The sequence below is a fragment of the Ruminococcus sp. RTP21204st1_B2_RTP21204_210225 genome, assembly GCF_040914135.1.
Lineage (GTDB): Bacteria > Bacillota > Clostridia > Oscillospirales > Ruminococcaceae > Hominimerdicola > Hominimerdicola aceti.
In genome coordinates, this window is the sequence record NZ_JBCPGA010000005.1 from 122,617 (window position 1) to 141,766 (window position 19,150).

The 19,150-nt window shown below is 42.3% G+C and carries 14 protein-coding genes and 1 tRNA gene; 4 read left to right on the forward strand and 11 right to left on the reverse strand.

The genetic code is table 11. From position 1 onward, the window contains the following. Positions 1-4: 4 nt before the first annotated feature. Both AB5123_RS03550 and AB5123_RS03555 read left to right on the forward strand, forming a co-directional pair. Positions 5-985: an ATP-binding protein gene (locus tag AB5123_RS03550; RefSeq protein ID WP_117878448.1), complete on the forward strand. Its 981-nt coding sequence runs from the start codon at positions 5-7 to the stop codon at positions 983-985. A 10-nt stretch (positions 986-995) separates the two neighbouring features. Next, on the forward strand, positions 996-2,324 hold the full coding sequence (locus AB5123_RS03555) for a triacylglycerol lipase (protein WP_337795279.1): 1,329 nt from the start codon (positions 996-998) through the stop codon (positions 2,322-2,324). A gap of 39 nt (positions 2,325-2,363) precedes the next feature. Here the strand turns inward: AB5123_RS03555 and AB5123_RS03560 are convergent, their stop codons facing one another. The 5 genes from AB5123_RS03560 to AB5123_RS03580 form a co-directional block, all read right to left on the reverse strand. Next, positions 2,364-2,531 (reverse strand): hypothetical protein, encoded by a 168-nt coding sequence (locus AB5123_RS03560; RefSeq protein WP_329963730.1) that lies wholly within the window; start codon positions 2,529-2,531, stop codon positions 2,364-2,366. 3 nt (positions 2,532-2,534) lie between these two features. Next, a complete protein-coding gene (locus AB5123_RS03565) occupies positions 2,535-2,885 on the reverse strand; it encodes an Hpt domain-containing protein (RefSeq protein ID WP_368364532.1) in 351 nt (116 codons plus the stop codon). A 30-nt stretch (positions 2,886-2,915) separates the two neighbouring features. After that, entirely contained in the window at positions 2,916-4,856 is a 1,941-nt protein-coding gene (locus tag AB5123_RS03570; RefSeq protein ID WP_337812655.1) for a diguanylate cyclase, read from the reverse strand. A gap of 168 nt (positions 4,857-5,024) precedes the next feature. Then, positions 5,025-8,273 carry a UvrD-helicase domain-containing protein gene (locus AB5123_RS03575; RefSeq protein ID WP_368364533.1) on the reverse strand — a complete coding sequence of 1,083 codons (3,249 nt, stop codon included), beginning with the start codon at positions 8,271-8,273 and terminating at the stop codon, positions 5,025-5,027. Beyond that, entirely contained in the window at positions 8,270-10,987 is a 2,718-nt protein-coding gene (locus AB5123_RS03580; protein ID WP_347503635.1) for a PD-(D/E)XK nuclease family protein, read from the reverse strand. Before AB5123_RS03580 ends, AB5123_RS03575 begins: the two co-directional genes overlap by 4 nt. Before the next feature lie 263 nt (positions 10,988-11,250). Between AB5123_RS03580 and AB5123_RS03585 the strand changes: the two genes are divergently transcribed. Then, positions 11,251-12,594, forward strand: coding sequence for an MATE family efflux transporter (locus AB5123_RS03585; RefSeq protein WP_117856268.1), 1,344 nt, complete (start codon positions 11,251-11,253; stop codon positions 12,592-12,594). Positions 12,595-12,709: 115 nt separating this feature from the next. Further along, a tRNA-Leu gene (locus AB5123_RS03590) sits at positions 12,710-12,796 on the forward strand. A gap of 228 nt (positions 12,797-13,024) precedes the next feature. On the opposite strand, the gene AB5123_RS03595 is transcribed toward AB5123_RS03590, so the two are convergent. From AB5123_RS03595 to AB5123_RS03620, 6 genes are all read right to left on the reverse strand, one after another. Beyond that, positions 13,025-13,537 (reverse strand): recombinase zinc beta ribbon domain-containing protein, encoded by a 513-nt coding sequence (locus tag AB5123_RS03595; protein WP_242998308.1) that lies wholly within the window; start codon positions 13,535-13,537, stop codon positions 13,025-13,027. Further along, entirely contained in the window at positions 13,534-13,908 is a 375-nt protein-coding gene (locus AB5123_RS03600; RefSeq protein WP_242998307.1) for a recombinase family protein, read from the reverse strand. Before AB5123_RS03600 ends, AB5123_RS03595 begins: the two co-directional genes overlap by 4 nt. A gap of 198 nt (positions 13,909-14,106) precedes the next feature. Next, positions 14,107-14,754 (reverse strand): HNH endonuclease, encoded by a 648-nt coding sequence (locus AB5123_RS03605; protein WP_195247515.1) that lies wholly within the window; start codon positions 14,752-14,754, stop codon positions 14,107-14,109. Between the two features lie 80 nt (positions 14,755-14,834). After that, complete coding sequence (locus tag AB5123_RS03610) at positions 14,835-15,314, reverse strand: DUF262 domain-containing protein (RefSeq protein WP_117925204.1); 480 nt, start codon at positions 15,312-15,314, stop codon at positions 14,835-14,837. Positions 15,315-15,330: 16 nt separating this feature from the next. Beyond that, positions 15,331-18,387 carry a type I restriction endonuclease subunit R gene (locus tag AB5123_RS03615; protein ID WP_195249396.1) on the reverse strand — a complete coding sequence of 1,019 codons (3,057 nt, stop codon included), beginning with the start codon at positions 18,385-18,387 and terminating at the stop codon, positions 15,331-15,333. Positions 18,388-18,399: 12 nt separating this feature from the next. Then, complete coding sequence (locus tag AB5123_RS03620; RefSeq protein ID WP_117925200.1) at positions 18,400-19,059, reverse strand: hypothetical protein; 660 nt, start codon at positions 19,057-19,059, stop codon at positions 18,400-18,402. Positions 19,060-19,150: the final 91 nt, after the last annotated feature.

Sequence of the window (19,150 nt, forward strand, 5' to 3'; positions counted from 1 at the left end):
AAAAATGAAATATTCAATAACCGCATATGACAAGGCTGAAAATGAACTTAAAAGACGGCGTGAAGCTGTCATGAACGAGCATGAGGTCCACGCTCAGGAGATAGCACAGCGACTTCCTGAAATAGAGGTTCTTACAAGATCACTAAAAGCAAATAACTGTGAACTCATGAAGGGCATAGTAGGCAAAAATGCTCATGGAAGAGAATATATACAAAAAATGCGTCAAAACAATGCCAATACTAAACGTGCCATTAAAGGACTGCTTAAAATGGGAGGTTATCCTGAAGACTACCTTGATTATCACTATTACTGTCCTAAATGCTGTGATTATGGCTATCGTGACGGAGTGAAGTGCCAGTGCTTCACCGACTTGCTGAAAAAATACACCACTGAGGAGCTTAACGAGAATTGCAGTATCCAGCTCCACGATTTCTCTGAGTTCAGAATAGAATTTTATCCTGAAAGCGACGGTAACGGAATGTCACCGAGAGAGAAAATGAGAACGGTGTATTCAAACTGCCGTGCATATGCTGACAAATTTCATGAAAACTCTCCATCACTGTTTTTCATTGGCAAAACAGGTCTTGGCAAGACTTTTCTTTCAGCCTGCATTGCAAATGAACTTATACAAAAGGGCTACAGCGTCATTTTCGCCTCTCTGCTTAAGCTTCTCAGACAGATAGAGGACGAGCATTTCGGCAGAGCTACAGGTCAGACACTTGACATCATAGAGAATGCTGACCTTGTTATCCTTGACGACCTCGGCTCAGAATTTCAAACGAGCTTTACCGATTCCGTGATATATGAAATAATCAACGAGCGTATCAACCTTGGCAGGCCAACGATAATCTCTACCAATCTCACCAATGAAGAATACAATGCAAAATATAATGAGCGTATAGTTTCGAGGCTCACAGGCTGTTTCATGCCTATTATGTTTGTGGGAAACGATATTAGACACGTAAAGCTGAAAAATAATCTTTAAGGGGTAAAAAATGAAAAAAATTAGGGGAACTTTTCTTTCTATACCGGTGCTTCTGCTTGCAAACGCACCTGCACTGTGGAAACTTATTGACATAAATTCTCTGCTCAAAACGCTTATCATCATACTTTTTGCAATATACACCTTGGTTTTCATGTTCAAATCACATGGACGCAAAGGTTCTCATGGAAAAATCCGACGGCTTGATTCCGGAGCGTTTGTACTTGGCTGCGGTGTTTTGCAAAGCGTTATACAGCTTATAATAGTGATAGTGCTTTGCTTTACAAAGCTGAACGGTTGGCGGCTTCTTGCAAATGCACTTTGCGCTTATGCTATAACAACGCTTTTGTGTCTGAGTGGCATTGTGCGGATAGCGGCTTCGGCACGTCAGGTGAAAATACTGTGGTATGTTATTCTGTTATTCACCTGGTACATACCGCTTGTGAACTGCATAGTGTTCAGAAAATTCTACAAGGCAGCGAGAAGTGAATACTACTTCGAGCAGGCAAAGCTTGACCTTGACGCTGCACGAAAAGAGAACGAGATATGCAAGACAAAGTATCCTATACTTATGGTGCATGGCATATTCTTCCGTGATTGGCAGGTAATAAACTATTGGGGCAGGGTACCTAATGAACTTATTAAAAATGGCGCAGAGGTCTATTACGGCAAGCAACAGTCCGCCAACAAAGTATCCGTCAGTGCCACTGAGGTAGCTGAAAGGATAAAAGAAGTCATTGCAGAAACTGGCGCAGAAAAGGTCAACATAATCGCACACTCAAAGGGTGGGCTTGACTCGAGATACGCTATCTCTCACCTCGGCATGGACAAATATGTGGCAACCCTTACCACCATAAACACGCCACACTATGGCTGTAAATTCGTTGATATGCTTCTTGGGAAGATACCTGAGAGCATACAGGGCTTTGTTGATAGAAAATACAACAAGCTTTTCACTGCTCTGGGTGACAAAGGCCCAAGCTTTTTAGATGGCGTTTATGACCTGACTTACAAAAACTGCTCTGAGCTTAACGCAAGCACCCCTGACAGCCAGTTGGTTTCCTACCGCTCCGTGATGAGCAAAATGAACAGCATACGTTCCGCAGGTTTTCCGTTAAATATCGGCTATCTGCTCAACAAGCCATACGGCAAGGGCAATGACGGGCTAGTAACAGTTGAGTCGGGACTTTATGGTGAAAAATCCAAGATGATAGAACACAAGGGCAAGCGTGGCATTTCTCATGGCGACGTTATCGACCTTTTCAGGGAGAACATCAAGGATTTTGACGTGAGAGAATTTTATGTAGATATAGTAAAAGAGCTTAAAGAACAAGGCTTCTGATAAAAAAACACCCGTATCGCACATGATACGGGTGCTTTGCTATTTTCTGGGGCGAATTAAATATTTCATTCTGAAACGCTGTCTGTCCTTGATAGTTTTGCGATTGAAGTTTGCTATCTTCGCATTGAACGCAGACATCATTCTAAGCTCATGGGTTGGAAGCTCCTCCTCACCATAAAACCGACAGTCTGACAGACTATCGGTCAAAACTCAGTTATCTATTTTTGTCACAATGTCATAAACTATCTTATATTTTTCGCAGACCTTTTCATAATCCTGCTCATAGCCTGACAGCTCACCGTCCCTAAGATCCTCTGTAAGGTCATAGCTCGCCTTGTAAAGTTCGTCAAAGCCAAGATTGCTGCAAATGCCTTTGAGGGTGTGTGCCATACGGAAAGCTTCCTTGGCGTTTTTCTCCTCTAAAGCCTTGCACATATCCTGAAAAGTTGTATCATCTGCAAATCTTTTTGCAAACTTTGTTATCATTTTCTCACTGCCGAAACGTACCAGAACGTTGTCATAACTTGCGCCAATGCTTTCATAAAATTCTCTAGTAGTCATCAGGACACTCCTTACAAATCATATCATCTCTTATTCTACACCCTTTGCAAGCTCGTTCTGAATATCTTTAAGACATTCGACAAGCACAGGGTTGAATGTGCCGCACTCTCCGTTAAGTATCAATGCCATAGCCTTTTCATGAGAATACGCCTTTTTGTAAACTCGCTCGCTGACAAGTGCGTCATAAACGTCGGCGACAGAAACTATCTGAGCCGATAGCGGTATCTCGTCTCCTTTTAGTCCGTCAGGATAGCCCCTGCCGTCATAACGCTCATGGTGCCACCTGCATATGTCATGGGCTATCTTCAAGAGTGGCTCGTCACGGAACTGCTCAAGACTTTCAAGCATATTCGCTCCGATAGCGGAGTGAGTTTTCATTATCTCAAACTCCTCTTTGGTTAGCCTGCCGGGCTTATTGAGTATCTTATCGTCAATGCCTATCTTGCCGATATCATGGAGTGCCGCAGCCATTGGTATGAGAAGCTGCTCAGTGCCGCTGACAGTATACTTGTTTGTGCGCATAGGAAGCCTATCTAAAAGCAGTTCCGTTATGCGCTTTATGTTCACCACATGGCTTCCACTCTCGCCGTTTCTGAACTCTACTATCTGGCTGAGTATGCTTATCATCATACGGTTGTTTTTATCTTTTTCGTACATCTGGTCGCTGACAAGGGAAATAAGTCTGCGCTGTTTTGCATAAAGCTTAATGGTATTGAACACACGCTGATACACAACGCGTGAATCAAAGGGTCTGCTGATATAATCAGAAACGCCAAACTCATATGCTTTTCTTATAGAGGACGCAGAATCCTCGCTTGATATCATTATAACAGGGATATCATCTATCCAATGATGTTCCGCCATATAGTCAAGGACTTCAAATCCGTCCATTTCGGGCATGATTATATCTAAAAGCACAAGTGAAATTCCAGTGCCATACTGACTAAGCAGGTCAATACACTCCTCGCCGCTTGCCGCCTCATGTATGATATATTCATTGCCAAGCATTTCAGAGAGTATCTCTCTGTTTATATTTGAATCGTCAACAATAAGTATCTCCTGCTTTTGAGGCTCACCGACAACACTTTCGTGACCATCTGTGACAACTGTATCTTTCTTTGTCTTCGCCTGATACATAAGCTTATCAGCCTTGCTGACAGCTTCGTCAAGGCTATTGCCATCAGAGAAAACGCCGCCGACGCTTGCTGACAGACGTATATTTGAATACCCTGGCACAGATGCCGCATGGATATTTCGTTTTATCTTCCTGAGCTTATGGGCAAAATCGTCCTCCTGAATACCAGGCATGACAAGCAAAAACTCGTCGCCACCATAACGCACAAGCTCATCAGATTTTCTAATACAGCGCCTTATAACATCAACCACTGTCACAAGCACCATATCTCCTGCGTCATGACCGCATGTATCATTATAAACCTTGAAGTCGTCAAGATCTATCATCGCAACGCCCGCAGGCACATGGGACTTTTTAAGCTTATCTTCAAAATATCTCCTGTTGCTCGCACCTGTCAATGCATCAGTATACATTGCCTTATGATATTTTGACAGCTTATTCATTATCTTTTCTCTGTCCTGAACACCCAGCAGAGAGTCCTCATCAAGCTTTTTGATAAGCTCCATAACATACGGCTCTCCGTCAACCTGAACATACTTTGAAAAGACCTGATAAATGTCAGTTCCCATAAATTCAAGCTTAGTTCTCGGCTTTTTATCAATAAAAGTTTTTAAGGATATACAGTTTTCACAAGGCTCGTCCACTTTCCAAAAAGAAAAACACTGACATGGATTTTCAACGCAGCCGCTCACTCCATGAGGACTGTCCGCTTTCAGAAGCCTGACAAAATCAAAAGTTTTCCTGAGAACGTCAATTTCCTTTTCTATCTCCGAAGAGGTAGAACTCAGTTGGCTTTCGCTGTTATCATCGCAGGTCCATAATTTGTACACGTCCATATTCACGTTCTCCTTACGCTTAGTGTAGACTTATTGTTGCTTTTTTTACTTTTTTCGACATTATTAACTGATTTATTATACCACACCTCAATCACATTGTCAACCGAACGATACAAATTATAATATTATTCATAATATTAACTCATTCATATTTTAAGCGACTTTGCTCTAGTTTTTCATATATTTATCGTCATTCATAAAGTAAATATGGCACTCCACCTCAGTTTTCTCACTGAGCGAAAGCATTTTTCTGAGTATCTTTTCGTAGAAATCAAGCTGTGGACGATATGTCTTTAAAATTCTCTCCTCAAAAAGCTTTCTGTCGGCTTCTTCCTGTATGTTGGTCTTATAGTCGATTATGATAAAGCTTTTGTCTGACATTTTAAGCACAAGATCCATAACTCCGTTGCTGTATTCATTGCCGTCCATACTGTAGAATGGAAGCTCTGTATACACTGCCTGCGCAGTTTTGAGCAATTTTTCGATATCCTTATCTTTCAAAAAGCTGTGAAGCTGATAGTTGATATAGTCCTTATAAAAGCTCTCAGAAGCCTGCGAACTGCACTCGCCCTCAAAGTCGAGATACGCTCTGCTGACAATCTTCTGGATTAGCTCTTTCTGCTGTGGCGTTTCGTTATACGGAAACAGCTTTCCACGCATATTCACCGCAAGCTCAAAGGCACGATGTACCATATGACCGATATCTATGCCCTTTGGACGTTTGTAAGACAGTTTCTCCACTCCACTTGGTATAGTGACTTTTTTGCCGTCCTCAAGGTGGCTAGGAGTGATTTTGCTAACATGTTTCTCACTGAGCTTTTTAACGCTTTCATCAAAAGCATTTCGGCTGTTGTTCACCTCGTCGAATATATCCTTGACGTTTATCTGCGCCGCCTGCACAGCACTTTGCGCTGTGGCATTGTTTATCTGCGGCAGTTCTCTGCCTATTTTGCTCATTGTAAGTTTGTCGATCACAGTTTTTTTCCGTTCAAAAGTATACACAAATATAAAAGCCTGCTTTGCTCTTGTGGCCGCAACATATTCAAGCCTGAGCTGTTCGCCAAAATATTTATCCTCTGCCTGCTTCCTCTCATTAGGATAGAATGTCAGATAGTCCATATATGAATAATCGCTTGTTTTCAAAGGTACATAGACCTGTCTTTTAGCCACAAGGTCGGTGTACTTTCCACCGCTGAATTTATGATTTTTAGCCTCCGCCATAATAACGATATTCCCCTCAAGACCCTTTGCCTTGTGAAGATTCATGAGCCTTACGCAGTTCTGCTCACTGCTGTCAAGGATAAGCTCTTTTTCTTTCAGCACAGAAAGCTCGTTTTTCATCATATCCATAAGCTCGCCGCTTCCTGCAAAATCCTGCTTTTCCCACTTTTCAATAAGATAGATAAGATTTGAAAGCTCATATTCTCTGTTGCTAGTATTATCGAAAAGAAGCTCAGGAAAATCAAGGATCTTATAAAGCTTCGCTATAGGCTCATTAACAGTATCGGCAGACGCCTTTACTGCAACAAGCGTGGCGTCATTGCTTTCACAGTTTTGTTCATAATCGTCTACGTCAATTTCAGCGTCTTCAAAATCGATGCTGTCAGGCCTACATCTCCAAAGGATAGAATAAGCCTTTTCCTTTGCGGTAGGACTGTAGCTTTCAAAAACGAACTCTGCAAGAGCAATAAATCTTTTCAGCACCAGACTGTTTTTCTGAGGGCGTTTACCCCACATTGTATATGGTATGCCACGATCTGTCAAGACCATTGAATAAAACTCCATTTGAGTTGTGTTCCAAAGAAGCAGAAGAAAATCACTGTATTTTATAGGTCTTTCCACACCCTTGTCGAATATCTTTCCGACCTTCACAAGGTCTGAAATTATCTTAGCCACGCTTTCAGCACCCGGATCTTTGACAAAATACGCCCCTCTGATAACGTCGTCGGAAACAGCCGCAGGCTTATCAGCCTTTGATATCATATCGCTGTATGTCATGCCGTATTTGCCGTTTATTTCAGGCTGGAACTTTTCATTTACCCAAGCTATAAGCTGCTCATCAGAGCGGAAGTTGTAATCAAGTGAGAAAAACTCGCAGTTTTTCTCGTTATTGTTCTGAAATTTGGCTTTCATTTTGTTATAAAGCCTGATATCGGCGTCACGGAAGCCGTAGATAGACTGTTTAGGGTCGCCCACCGCGAACAGCGCACCGTCACGGAGCGGGCATTGCCATATATCACCGCCTGCTATAAGCTTGCTGTCGTCTGCACAAAGATACAGCAGAAGTTCAGTCTGCATAACATCAGTATCCTGAAACTCATCTATATAAATGCAGGAATACTTGTCTTTGAAAAACGCTCTTGCCTCAATGCTGTTTTTAAGAAGCTCGTGAGTGTGATACAAAAGCCCGTCATTTGAAACGCTCTCCCCGTCTTCACTCTCCTGATAAGCCTTTACAGCCTGCTCTATATACGTTGCCGTCTTGTTGAGTGCATATAGTGCATTTTCTTTCTTTACATTATCAAACCCACTTGGGCTGAAAATAGCCATGTTCTCATTGCTCTTTGGATGATCTTTCTTAATTTTCGTCTTATTAAAAGGCTCAAGGAACTTTTTGCAAGCTTTAAGATTAGCGCAAACTTTTACATAATTATACTTTGGGTCATAGGTCTTCATATCATCAGGTAATTTCTTCGTCACATCATCAACAAGAAAACCTGCTACATCTTCATATTTTCCACTCAAAGCACCATTATAGAATGCACGCACAAGACTATCCCTATAGTTACACATTTCTTTATAGGCAAGCTTATTTATGGTGTCAAATGTCACACTGTCATAGCTTTTATCCCTAACAAACTCAACATCTCTGTATTCAGCACACTCAAGAAATGTTTCCATAAGAAAGTTTTTTACACGGCTGTCTCTGAGCTTATATTGATTGCTGTTCAGAAAGCCGAAATCTTCTATGTTCGCACCATTTGTGCGGTAATATCTCTCGAAAAAGTCAGCCTGTGCCTGCTTTGTTTCACCGTCCTCGGCAAGTTTTAATCCCAAATGCAGGTCAGCTTCAAAAGGCTGTTCTGACAGCATACTCAAACAAAAGCTGTGTATAGTGCTTATCTTCATGCGCTGTAAATTCATAACAGCGTTCTCATACAGCTTCTTTTCCTCACCGCTGCATTTTGCGATATTCTCCGTAAGCCCTGCCTGTATCCTCTCATAAAGCTCGTTTGCAGCAGCGTTGGTGAAAGTTATAAGGACTATCTTTTCAACAGGTATACCTGCGCCTATCTGACCTATAACACGCTGTATTATAAGCCTTGTCTTACCTGCACCTGCGCCTGCTTCAACAAGGATATTCTTATCATAACTGTCTTTGTCTATTATATAGCTTCTTATCTGTTCTTCACTCATTCTGTTGCACCCCCTGAGCAAACTTCTTCATAAGCAGGACAAAACGTGCATGGAGTTATTTTATCATTCTTATTCACAATACACTTTTTAAAGCCCTCTTTTACTATTTTCTTAAATGTTATTGTTATCATGTTTTCAATTCCAGAATTATCTTTATTGTTAACTACATGGCAATTCCCTTTTTCAAGAATGAAAACATAATCTGCGGAAACGATATCACTTTCGCTCACTTCGCCCACAGGCGTAAGACCTTTTTCAAGCGCAAGGGCATAAATATGATCCTGTGGGTCTTCTGGAAGCTTCTCCCTGAATTTTTTGATATCCTCCGTCTTGTAGTCAACTATCTGGTATGACACCTTTGTGCCGTCTATTATCTTGTCAAGGCGGTCTATCCTACCCCTTATGGTGACTGTATATTTGCCTATCTCCACATCACCGTTGAACGGATACTCGACCTCAACGACCTCACGTTTGCCTGAGTGTATATCGTCGTGCAGTTCGTCAAGATAAGCCTTGATACAATTGTAATATTCATTTCTCTCCCTCTGCGCAACAGCCATATCCACAGGGGGATAGTTACGGAGATAGTTTTTAGAAACGCTCTCGAATATCTCATCAAGCGCCGATGTGTCAACAATTTCAGACACCTCAGCCGCACTTTTGCCCTTAAGCACAGTCTTGGCATAATTCTCCATTATCTCATGTATATACATTCCCTTGACATTGCCTTTGAGCCATGCACTGCGGTCTATATCCACCTCCTGCGGCTTTTCAACATGGGCAATACGCTCATAGAAAAACCTCAGCGGACACTGAAGCATAGTCGAAAGGCTTGTGGCAGAAATGATAAAATGTTTATTTTCGCACATTTCACGCAATATATCTATACGGCTTTTTCTTTGCTTATCAAGATACTCCGTAAGGCTTTCGCTTTGCTTTGCACCGTCATCATGAAGCCCGATTTTTTCTGCCTTGTTAAGGAAAGCACTGTTTAATGATATCTCAGAACGCACGCTCACCTTGCGTCTGTCAGAAAGATAATCATACACTTCTATTTTGTTTACATCAATGCCCTTTTCAGCCGCAATAACAGTATACACTGCCGACGGGCTTTGCGCTCTTATTTCTACGGTATCATAAACACTACAGCTTACAACAAGGTTTGCTCTCTCAGCCATGAGAACAGTTCTCACAAGGTCAGTGAGCTTTCTGCGCTCGATAGCGTCAGAACAATGGTCACGGTTGCCGAAAAGCTGTTCTCTCTCCTTATCGTTCAGAACAGGCGACTCGTCCTGCATGACAGGAAATCTTCCTGTTGTCAGACCAAGAACATATATGTTTTTCATGAAAAGCGCAGAATACCGCCCCATAAGACAGCAGGTAACAGCGCCTTTTGATGCAGGCAAAGAATACCTTGCGTTCTCTGCAATGTCGGTGATCTCAGTCATTGCTTCCTGCAAGCTAAGTTTCTTGTCATAGTCTGCATAAAATCTGTATCTGCCTATCAAAGCGTCCTTAACACTTGATATGGAACTTCTCTGCTCAGCGTTTGTACCTCTCACATACTTATTCACCAAGTTCAGTACGCCACCGTAAAACTCTTTTGCGCTGACATTTTCTTTTTTAAAGAACTTATAAAAGTCCTTGAACACCTGACTATCCCTTGTGCTATACCATTCAATGCCCCAGCCGCTTCCAGAATTCTGTGCTTCAAGGAATATCCGGCCCTTGCTTTTGGTCTTGCCGTCCTCTACTATCTCCTCATATTTGAAAACAGGCGAAAGCATTACATCTCTGAATAGGTCAAATCTATAGTCATTTTTGCACCATTTGAGCATTGCCCTGAACAATGCAACAACGTCACTGTGTCTGCATGAAATGCCCTCAGGAAATTCCACGGGGACTTTGTATTGATCGCACATATTCATGAGCAAGTCCATATACTCATCATCGGGACACAGCACAGCGGTATCGCAAAGCTCATAACCACTGTTCACGATATGTAGAACAGTTCTCTCCACCTCGTTTGTTACGCCATAATTTCTCCAAAGCTCCGCCTTTTGTGCTAATTTTCTCAGACCATTCTGATACTGCTCATCGCTCATATCAGCCATGTTATCTATCACCGCAGGATCAGGCAAAAGCCCTATATACTCCGCTGTCAGCTTATCAGCTTCTATTTCTTTATCATATGCAAAATGAACGCTGTTCACGTCTGCCTTACCAGCCTTTATAAGACCGCTGGCAATGCTTATGAGCTTTGCACTGTCATATAGTTTGCTGTCTGAAAGCTTATTTTCATACGCTTGAAAGATCGCACTCAGCGTGTTGATACGTCTGCTGTCCAAGGACAATGAATCAGGGCCTATACAGTTCATTCTAAGCTCTGATATTGTCTTGAATATCTCCATGCAGGCATTATGGTCATCGCTTTTAAAATAGTTTATACCGCTTTCATCAATAATACGTCTTACTATCTCACAGCCCTCAGCATTTGACAGTGTTATTATCCTGCTGTCCATATACTCGGCACTGGTTTCGATAATATGCTTTGCATGATCTGCGATTGTATATCTTTCAAGCCTTATAACAATATTTTCACCGCTTGCATTCTCCAACATTCTCTCGGCGTTGAGATAATCATTACATATGTAAACCTTTTTAATCAAAGGGTCTGCTTCATTACAGTCTTTGAGCCATTCTATAAAAGTCATTACGCTTTCTCCCCTAACATAAATTATCATAATAACATTTTACCATAGCAGAAAAATCTTGTCAATCTACTATCAGCGTGTTTGTATACTTTTTTGAAACATAATATTAAAGAAAATTTATTGATAAAATCATACCGCTATGTTAAAATATACTTTGTAAAACTTGCGTGGATTTTTCCTGACAGTATGTCACTTTTCGCCACACAGCAAACAGGCTGTGCGGCTTTTTTTCTGCCCACAGACAAAGGAGTGTAAAAAAATTAATGAACAGTGATTTCATGAAAACAAGACCGATCTTTCCTCTTCTGCTTTCAATGTCCCTGCCAATGGTGATATCAATGCTTGTAAACTCTCTTTACAACATCATTGACAGCTTTTTTGTAGCAAAAATAAGCGAGGACGCAATGACATCGCTTTCACTGGTGTTCCCTGTGCAGAATTTTATAAGTGCCACTGCTATCGGCTTTGGTATCGGCATCAATGCGGTCATTGCCATATATCTTGGTGCAGGCAGAAAGGAAAAGGCTGATATTGCCGCAACTCAGGGGCTTGCACTTTCGGCTTTGCATGGTATTGTGCTAATGATAATATGTATACTTATAATGCCTGCATTTCTATCTATGTTCACAAGTAATAAAAACGTTGTAGATCTTGGCGTGCAGTATTGCAACATTGTATTTACATTCTCTCCTGCATTAATGCTTGCCATTGCATTTGAGAAGATATTCCAATCTGTCGGCAGAATGAAGATATCAATGTTCAGTATGCTCTGCGGCTGTATTGCAAACATAATCCTTGACCCTCTGCTTATTTTTGGCGTTGGATTTTTTCCTGAAATGGGTATAAAGGGTGCTGCACTCGCCACCGGTATCGGTCAGGTGCTGACCCTTGTCATATACATAATAGCATATCTTCGCTGTGAGCTTCCTGTTAAGCTTTCCGCAAAACACAAGCGTCCTGACGGCATAATAATCGCAAAGATGTACTCCATAGGCATTCCTGCAACACTTAATCTTGCACTGCCGTCACTTCTCATATCCGCCCTCAACGGCATACTTGCGGCATATTCACAAAGCTATGTGCTTGTTCTTGGAATTTACTACAAGCTCCAGACCTTTCTTTATCTACCCGCAAATGGTGTTATTCAGGGTATGCGACCAGTTATCAGTTTTAACTACGGAGCAGGCGAGAAGGAGCGTGTGAAGAAAATATACCGCATTGTTCTTTACATGACAGGTGTGATATTGGCGGCAGGAACTATCATATGCGCACTTTTCCCAGCCAAGCTCATAGGGCTTTTCACGGAAAACGCTGACACTATCGCCATAGGCAAAACAGCACTACGCCTAATTTGTATCGGCTTTGTTATCTCCGCAGTATCCGTCACCTCATCAGGTGCGCTGGAGGGGCTTGGCATGGGCATTCCGTCGCTTATGATATCTCTGTGCAGATTTATTGCGATAATACTGCCACTTGCGTTCTTCCTCTGCAAGCTCACGGGACCAACAGGCGTATGGAACGCATTCTGGATAACAGAAGTCGTCACCGCTTTGATATCTGTATTTATCTACAGATTTTCAGTTTCAAGGCAAAAAGATTTAAAATAAACACTGCCACTATTCTGTCATTACCACTTATTACCACTTATTTCCGTTTAACAACTTGTAATTTGCAAAAAAGCGTTGACATTTTGCAAAAAAAGTGTTATAATATATCTTGCATGCCGCTGTGGTGGAATAGGCAGACACAAGGGACTTAAAATCCCTCGGGGTAAAACCCGTACCGGTTCAAGTCCGGTTAGCGGCACCATAAATCATCGTAAAATCGGGCTTTTTTGAAGTCCGATTTTATTTTTTTGTCCGTTTATCTACCAATCAGTCACATTTATTTTATTTCTTCATGTCATCAGCCGTATTAGGGCTTCCTACACTCTTGCTTTCCGTAGCGGGCGGCCTTTCGACAGCTCCGCCACCGAGGATATTGGCGATCGTATTAGCTGAGTCAATCTTAGAGTTGAAATCCAAGTGACTGTAAAAATCAGCGGTAGTCCCCTTGCCAAATGGTAACACACTTTCGTATGGTTGATAAATAACGTAAATACGCCTTAAAACAGGCTTCTCTTGTCCTTGAGGGGTTCATCGAGTAGCTCGTAGTAGATGTAGATCTCACGGGGCTGCACCTCGACATAGGCATCAAGCGTGATACCAGACACATCTCACGGGTAAGCTCCTGTAAGCGGTATCCGCCTTCTGTGAACTTCTTGGTGTCCACGGAATACTGCTCTTCATGATGCTTCGCCTTGCGTGCAAGAGATTCCGCTTTTGCCTTTTCCTCGTCCTCTAGTGCGAGACTGCGAATATCTTTAAGCACGATAGCGTCCATATCCTGCATTTTAATGTAATGGCTGGGACAGTATCGCTTTCCGAATTTCATGTAAGAAGTGTAGTTGTAATTGTGGTGGATATACTTTCTCGGCTTCTTCTTACTGCCGCTTGTGGTATTGTTCCACGCAAGGCGGACTTTGTTTCCGCAGTCCTGACAGTAGATCAAACCGCTGAGCCACTACTGTTACGCTTGCCCTGCGACACCGATTGCTCCATCTCACGCACCCTGTCCCAAAGCTCCTGAGAAACAATAGCTTCGTGCGTATTCTTCACAACGATCATGTCTTCATCGTCATTTTTGATGACCTTGTGATTTTTGTAGCTGACAGTTCTTGTGCGGAGCTGAACAAGATGTCCGAGGTAGGTGTAATTGTGAAGTATCTGCTTGACTGTTTCACGGCTCCACATATGCCTTGTACGGCGAGGATTAGGTTTGCCAAGCTTTGCGTAGTAGTAATCTGAGGGAATTGGTACACCGTCCTCGCTGAGCTTATCAGCAATGTGGTGCGGACTGTGACGAACGAAAATGCCCCTCAACGCCGTCCGAGCCTGCCGAGCGGAAAACAAACCGATGAAAACAGCACCCTCTCAGGAACGCTCCGAGAGGGTGCTTTAATGTTGCTATGTATCATTTTAGTATCCACTGATTATGAGATATACCACAATGCTGAATGTGAGTTGTGTGGGATAGGTTTTGTGTGCACCAATAGACTAAGTTTTGTTGGATATTATTTCTTACGAATCGCTTTTCTTTGAATTACATGAAGGACAGAGTACCTGTCCATTCTCTATTTCGGTTTTTCCACCCTTACTCCATGGAGTAATATGATCTGCTTCCCAGTTATTCCAATTACATTTTACCCCACATATTTTGCAAATACCGTTTCCACGTCGATAAATGACTTGACGCTGCGCCTCGTCAAAACTTCTTTTAGGATCTTTTTGTGGAAGATTAGGAACATGGGTTAAAAGGCTTTCTTTAAGGAAATTATGTCTGTAAAGTAATGAATCTTCCGAGTCAGATGAATGAGATACTCTTTCATGGTAGACTACAAGACGTGGATCTTGCTTTTCTGGTTCTTTATGTTCGTCTAATAATCTCTCAGCTTCAAAATCAATAAACCACTTTGCAATATCAGCTTCTCGCTCACGAATATCATAGTTCGGCATTAAATCCATAATTAGTATAAATAGTGAAATGGTGCTGTATCTTTTCAACTCCGGTGTTTTGACAGGAAACATTTTATTAAGATAATCCAAAATGCGATATATTGTTTTGGCATCAGTGGATGAAGTATTAAAATTCTTTGATTTTTCATACATTGCATTTAAATCTCTATCTTTTATATTGCAAATACCCTTGTTCAATTCAAGAAGTGTCATTTGAGCAGCTATGAGATCATAAGTAAAACGAGTATTGGAAAAATTGACTTTCGAGAAGAATTCATGATTAGTAAGCTCTTTTATAAAACCCTCATTCGTCCGGGCATTGCGTTCCTTTTTTCCTGAGCTTTTAAAGTCGTACCATTTTGAAGCCTCAGGAACATTTCTCGTATTTCATCTTCGTTCTGTGTATCAAGTATAACGAAATCCAAATTATAGCTATCTATTATTGTTGCAATATCCATATCAAGTTCGCTATACTTTTTGTTTGCAACATCATAACCATTAACAGGTTCAGCATCTTTAGGCAAAGCGAACTCATCATCATAGAACGACCATATTGCACGAATACGTTGCTGACCGTCGATAACATCATATGTGTCATTGTTTTTTTCGTGCAAATAAATTTTAGGTACATCGAAGTCTCGTAAAATTGAATCAATCAATAGTTGCTTTTGTGCTTTTGTCCATACTGCTGGTCGCTGATAATCAGGATTAGTATCTATTCTTTTACGTTTTTTTGAAAGTGTAAATAGCGGCCATGTTGCTTTTTTCAGCATAATTTCATCTCCTATATCAATTCATACTTGCGTTGTCAACCCACAGCTCACACTGCTGCATAACAGTAGCCACCGCATCGTCCATACCCTCCGGCGGATAGCGATGACTTTTCAGAAGTTTCTTTATCATCATTCGCATTCTGGCTCTTGCACTCTCACGCTTCTGCCAGTCTATCGTGCGATTACGGCGGAGCGTATCGGCAAGCTCCTTTGTGATAGCGATAAGCTCCTCGTTCTCGTAGAAGTCTTTTATCGCCTGCGGTTTGGTGAGTGCATCGTAGAAAGCAAGCTCATCAGCAGTCAAACCGAGATCTTCGCCTGCTTTTTGTGCTTCTCTGATCTGCTTTGCAAGGTTGAGCATTTCCTGAATGACTTCCTCATTGGTAAGCATACCGTTGAGGTAGCGGTTCATAGCACTTTGCATGATCTCGCTGAATTTCTCCGATTTTACAAGGTTTGTTCGCTTGTAGATATGTACCTGTTCAGCAATCAGGCGTTTCAGCAGCTCAACAGCAAGGTTCTTTTCTTTCATTTTGGAGATCTCCTCCAAGAATTTTGGATCAAACAGCGAAAAGTCCTGTTCCTTGTCGGAGAAAAGGTTGATAACACCATCACTCTTGATACTCTGCTTCAACAGCTCATTGATTTTGGCATTGATCTCAGGGAGTGAGAGCCTTTTACCTCCGCCCTGATTGAGAATACGCATCAACAGGACACGGACAGCTTCAAAAAAGGCGGCTTCTTCACGCTCATCTTCCTCAGCGATAGAGGAACACAGCGAAAGTGCCTGTTTCAGCAGCAGAGCTTCTTTTGTGTAGCTTTCTCTGTCTTTCTCCCTCTTTCTGTCCATGAGAAAATTGACCGCACCAGTGATCGTGCGTCCTGCCGTAAGCTCATTACCGCCGAAAAATGCAGAATAATCATATTCATGGAGCAGATCACGGCAGACTTGCAGTTTCTCCTGAAACTTCGGATATGCTACCTTTGCAATATCCGTGTTGCCGTAATTCTTCTTGTCACGAACGGTATAATCGTTCATAGCCTGCTTCAATGCACCTGCGATACCGACATAATCAACGACAAGACCGCCCTCCTTGTCACGGAACACTCTGTTGACACGGGCGATAGCCTGCATCAGATTATAGCCCATCATCGGTTTATAGACATACATCGTCGCAAGGGACGGCACATCAAAGCCTGTCAGCCACATATCGACCACGATAGCAATTTTCAGAGGACTGTCATTGTCCTTGAATTTTGTTGCAAGCTCCTCCTTGTGGCGCTTGTTGCCGATGATACTGTGCCATTCCTCGGGATCTTTGTTAGAAGCCGTCATGACCACAGCGACCTTTTCCTCCCAGCCCGGACGAATTTCAAGGATACGCTTATATATCTTCATAGCGATAGCACGGGAGTATGCAACGATCATCGCTTTACCTGTCAGCAGGTTCTCACGATAGCTTTCATAATGGTCAAGAATATCGTCAACAAGGGACTTTATCGTATCATCGTGACCGAGGATAGCTTCCATTTGCCCAAGCTCACGCTTGCTTTTCTCTATTACGTCAGCATCGGCATTCTGCGCCATGATCTCATATTCGGTGTCGATCAGTTTCAGAGTGTTTTCATCGAGTTTCAGCTTCATGACACGGCTTTCATAGTAGACAGGACGTGTCGCACCGTCCTCGACAGCCTGTGTCATGTCATAGATGTCAATATAATCTCCGAATACTTCACGGGTATTTCTGTCCTCTCTGGAAATAGGCGTACCCGTAAAGCCGATATATGTAGCATTCGGGAGCGTATCACGGATAATTCGAGCTGTACCGATGACCTTACGGGCAACAAGCTCGCCGTCCTCATTCTTCGTCATCTTGATCTTTTCGGTAAGACCGTACTGCCCTCTATGAGCTTCATCAGCCATGACAATAATATTTCTTCTTTCAGACAGCGGCTCACCCGATTCCTCAAACTTCTGCATCGTGGTAAAGATAATGCCGTTAGCCTTGCGACCGTCAAGGAGTGTTTTCAGGTGTTCACGGCTTTCAGCGTGGACAGGCTCTTGACGGAGAAACGCCTTGCATTTCGCAAACTGCGAATAGAGCTGATCGTCAAGATCGTTTCTGTCCGTGATAACAACGACAGTCGGGCTTTCAAGGGCAGATTGCAGTAAATGGGCATAGAATACCATAGACAGCGATTTGCCCGAACCCTGCGTATGCCAGAACACACCTCCCTTACCGTCGGTGACAGTAGCTTTCTTGGTGGATTCGATAGCCTTGCGAACGGCAAAATACTGATGATAGCCTGCAAGTATCTTATAACTCTGCAAGCCCTCGTTGGAAAACAGGATAAAGTTTTTTAGAATGTCGAGCAGGCGGTCTTTCGTGAAGATACCCTCAAAGAACGTGTCAAATTGGGCAAACTGCGTATTTTCATAGCTGCCGTCTTTTGTTTTCCACTCCATATAGCGATCTTCGCCCGAAGTGATCGTGCCTGCACGGTTTTCGGAAAGGTCACTCATAACGCAGATAGCATTATAGATGAACATAGAGGGAATGGAGTGCATATAGTTCCTGATCTGCGTATAGGCTTCGGAAGCGTCCGTTTCCTCACGGGAGGGAGATTTCAGCTCCATAAGCACCACGGGCAGACCGTTGATGAACAGCAGGACATCGGGGCGCTTCTCGTCATTCTCTATGAAAGTCCACTGATTTGCAACGATAAATGAGTTGTTGTCCGTGTTTGCGTAGTCAACAAGATAGCAGATTGCAGAACGCTCCTCGCCCTTATCAGTATAGCGGACTTCGATGCCGTTTTGCAGATAGTCCATAAATACAGCGTTTTTCTGCACCAGCTCGCCGTTTTCAAAATTCTGGAGCTTAAAGAGTGCATCGCTGATCGCATCATCGGGGAGCGTGGGATTTAGCCGATACAAGGCTTCTGTAAGCTCGTCCATATACAGCGGTGTCTTATAGTCACGGTCTATTGCCGGACCGTAGGCGTGGGTGTAGCCCATTTCCTCAAATAGCTGTATTATTGCGTTTTCGTATTTTTCTTCGGTGTAAGGCATAAATATCTCACCTCAAATTCTCTTATATGCTATATCTCGTACTCTTTGTAAAAATACAGTATATCTATTGTTTAGTATTTCTGCAAAGGCTTCTAATTCGTTAATTCTAATCGGAAAATGAATAGTATTCTCATCATGTCGAGTCGCTGTCCATAGACGAGATGAAAAATCGTATCCTCCTTCAATTTTATGATAGCTCTTGAAATCTGTAATCGGATTATAGACAATAGGAGTATCAGCAAATCGTTTCTCTTTGGAGTTCGGCTCATTAAGATTGATAGGGTGGGCGCTGAGAAGTGCGCGTATTTCTTTGAAATACTGCCTATCATCGAGAGACTTGTATAACTCTGGACGATTCAGAAAAACAGTATCATCAGGCAAAGGCATTTGCTTCTTTTCCTTATATAATACACGATATATCTGGTCAGTTGCTTCAAGAAGAATGTCAATATAAGTTATAAGCAATATCAAATGATTAAGATCGTGATTATTTCTGAAATCAATGGAATTAAGCTGTTTTACTGCTTCACGACTCCATATAATGCCAGAATGAACAGTATTAGCTCTTGAGTGATTGTCCTTATCATGAATGTAGTAACTGATGCGACGATCCAACAGCCTATTACAGTAACATTCAGCAAACTTTTCAATATATTCTGTTGGTAAGTTCATATCGTACTCCTAACATAAATGAAAATTTACGCCTGCAAGCCGCCTAAATCTTGACCTCTGACACATCAATCTCGCCGTTCATCAGTTTCGG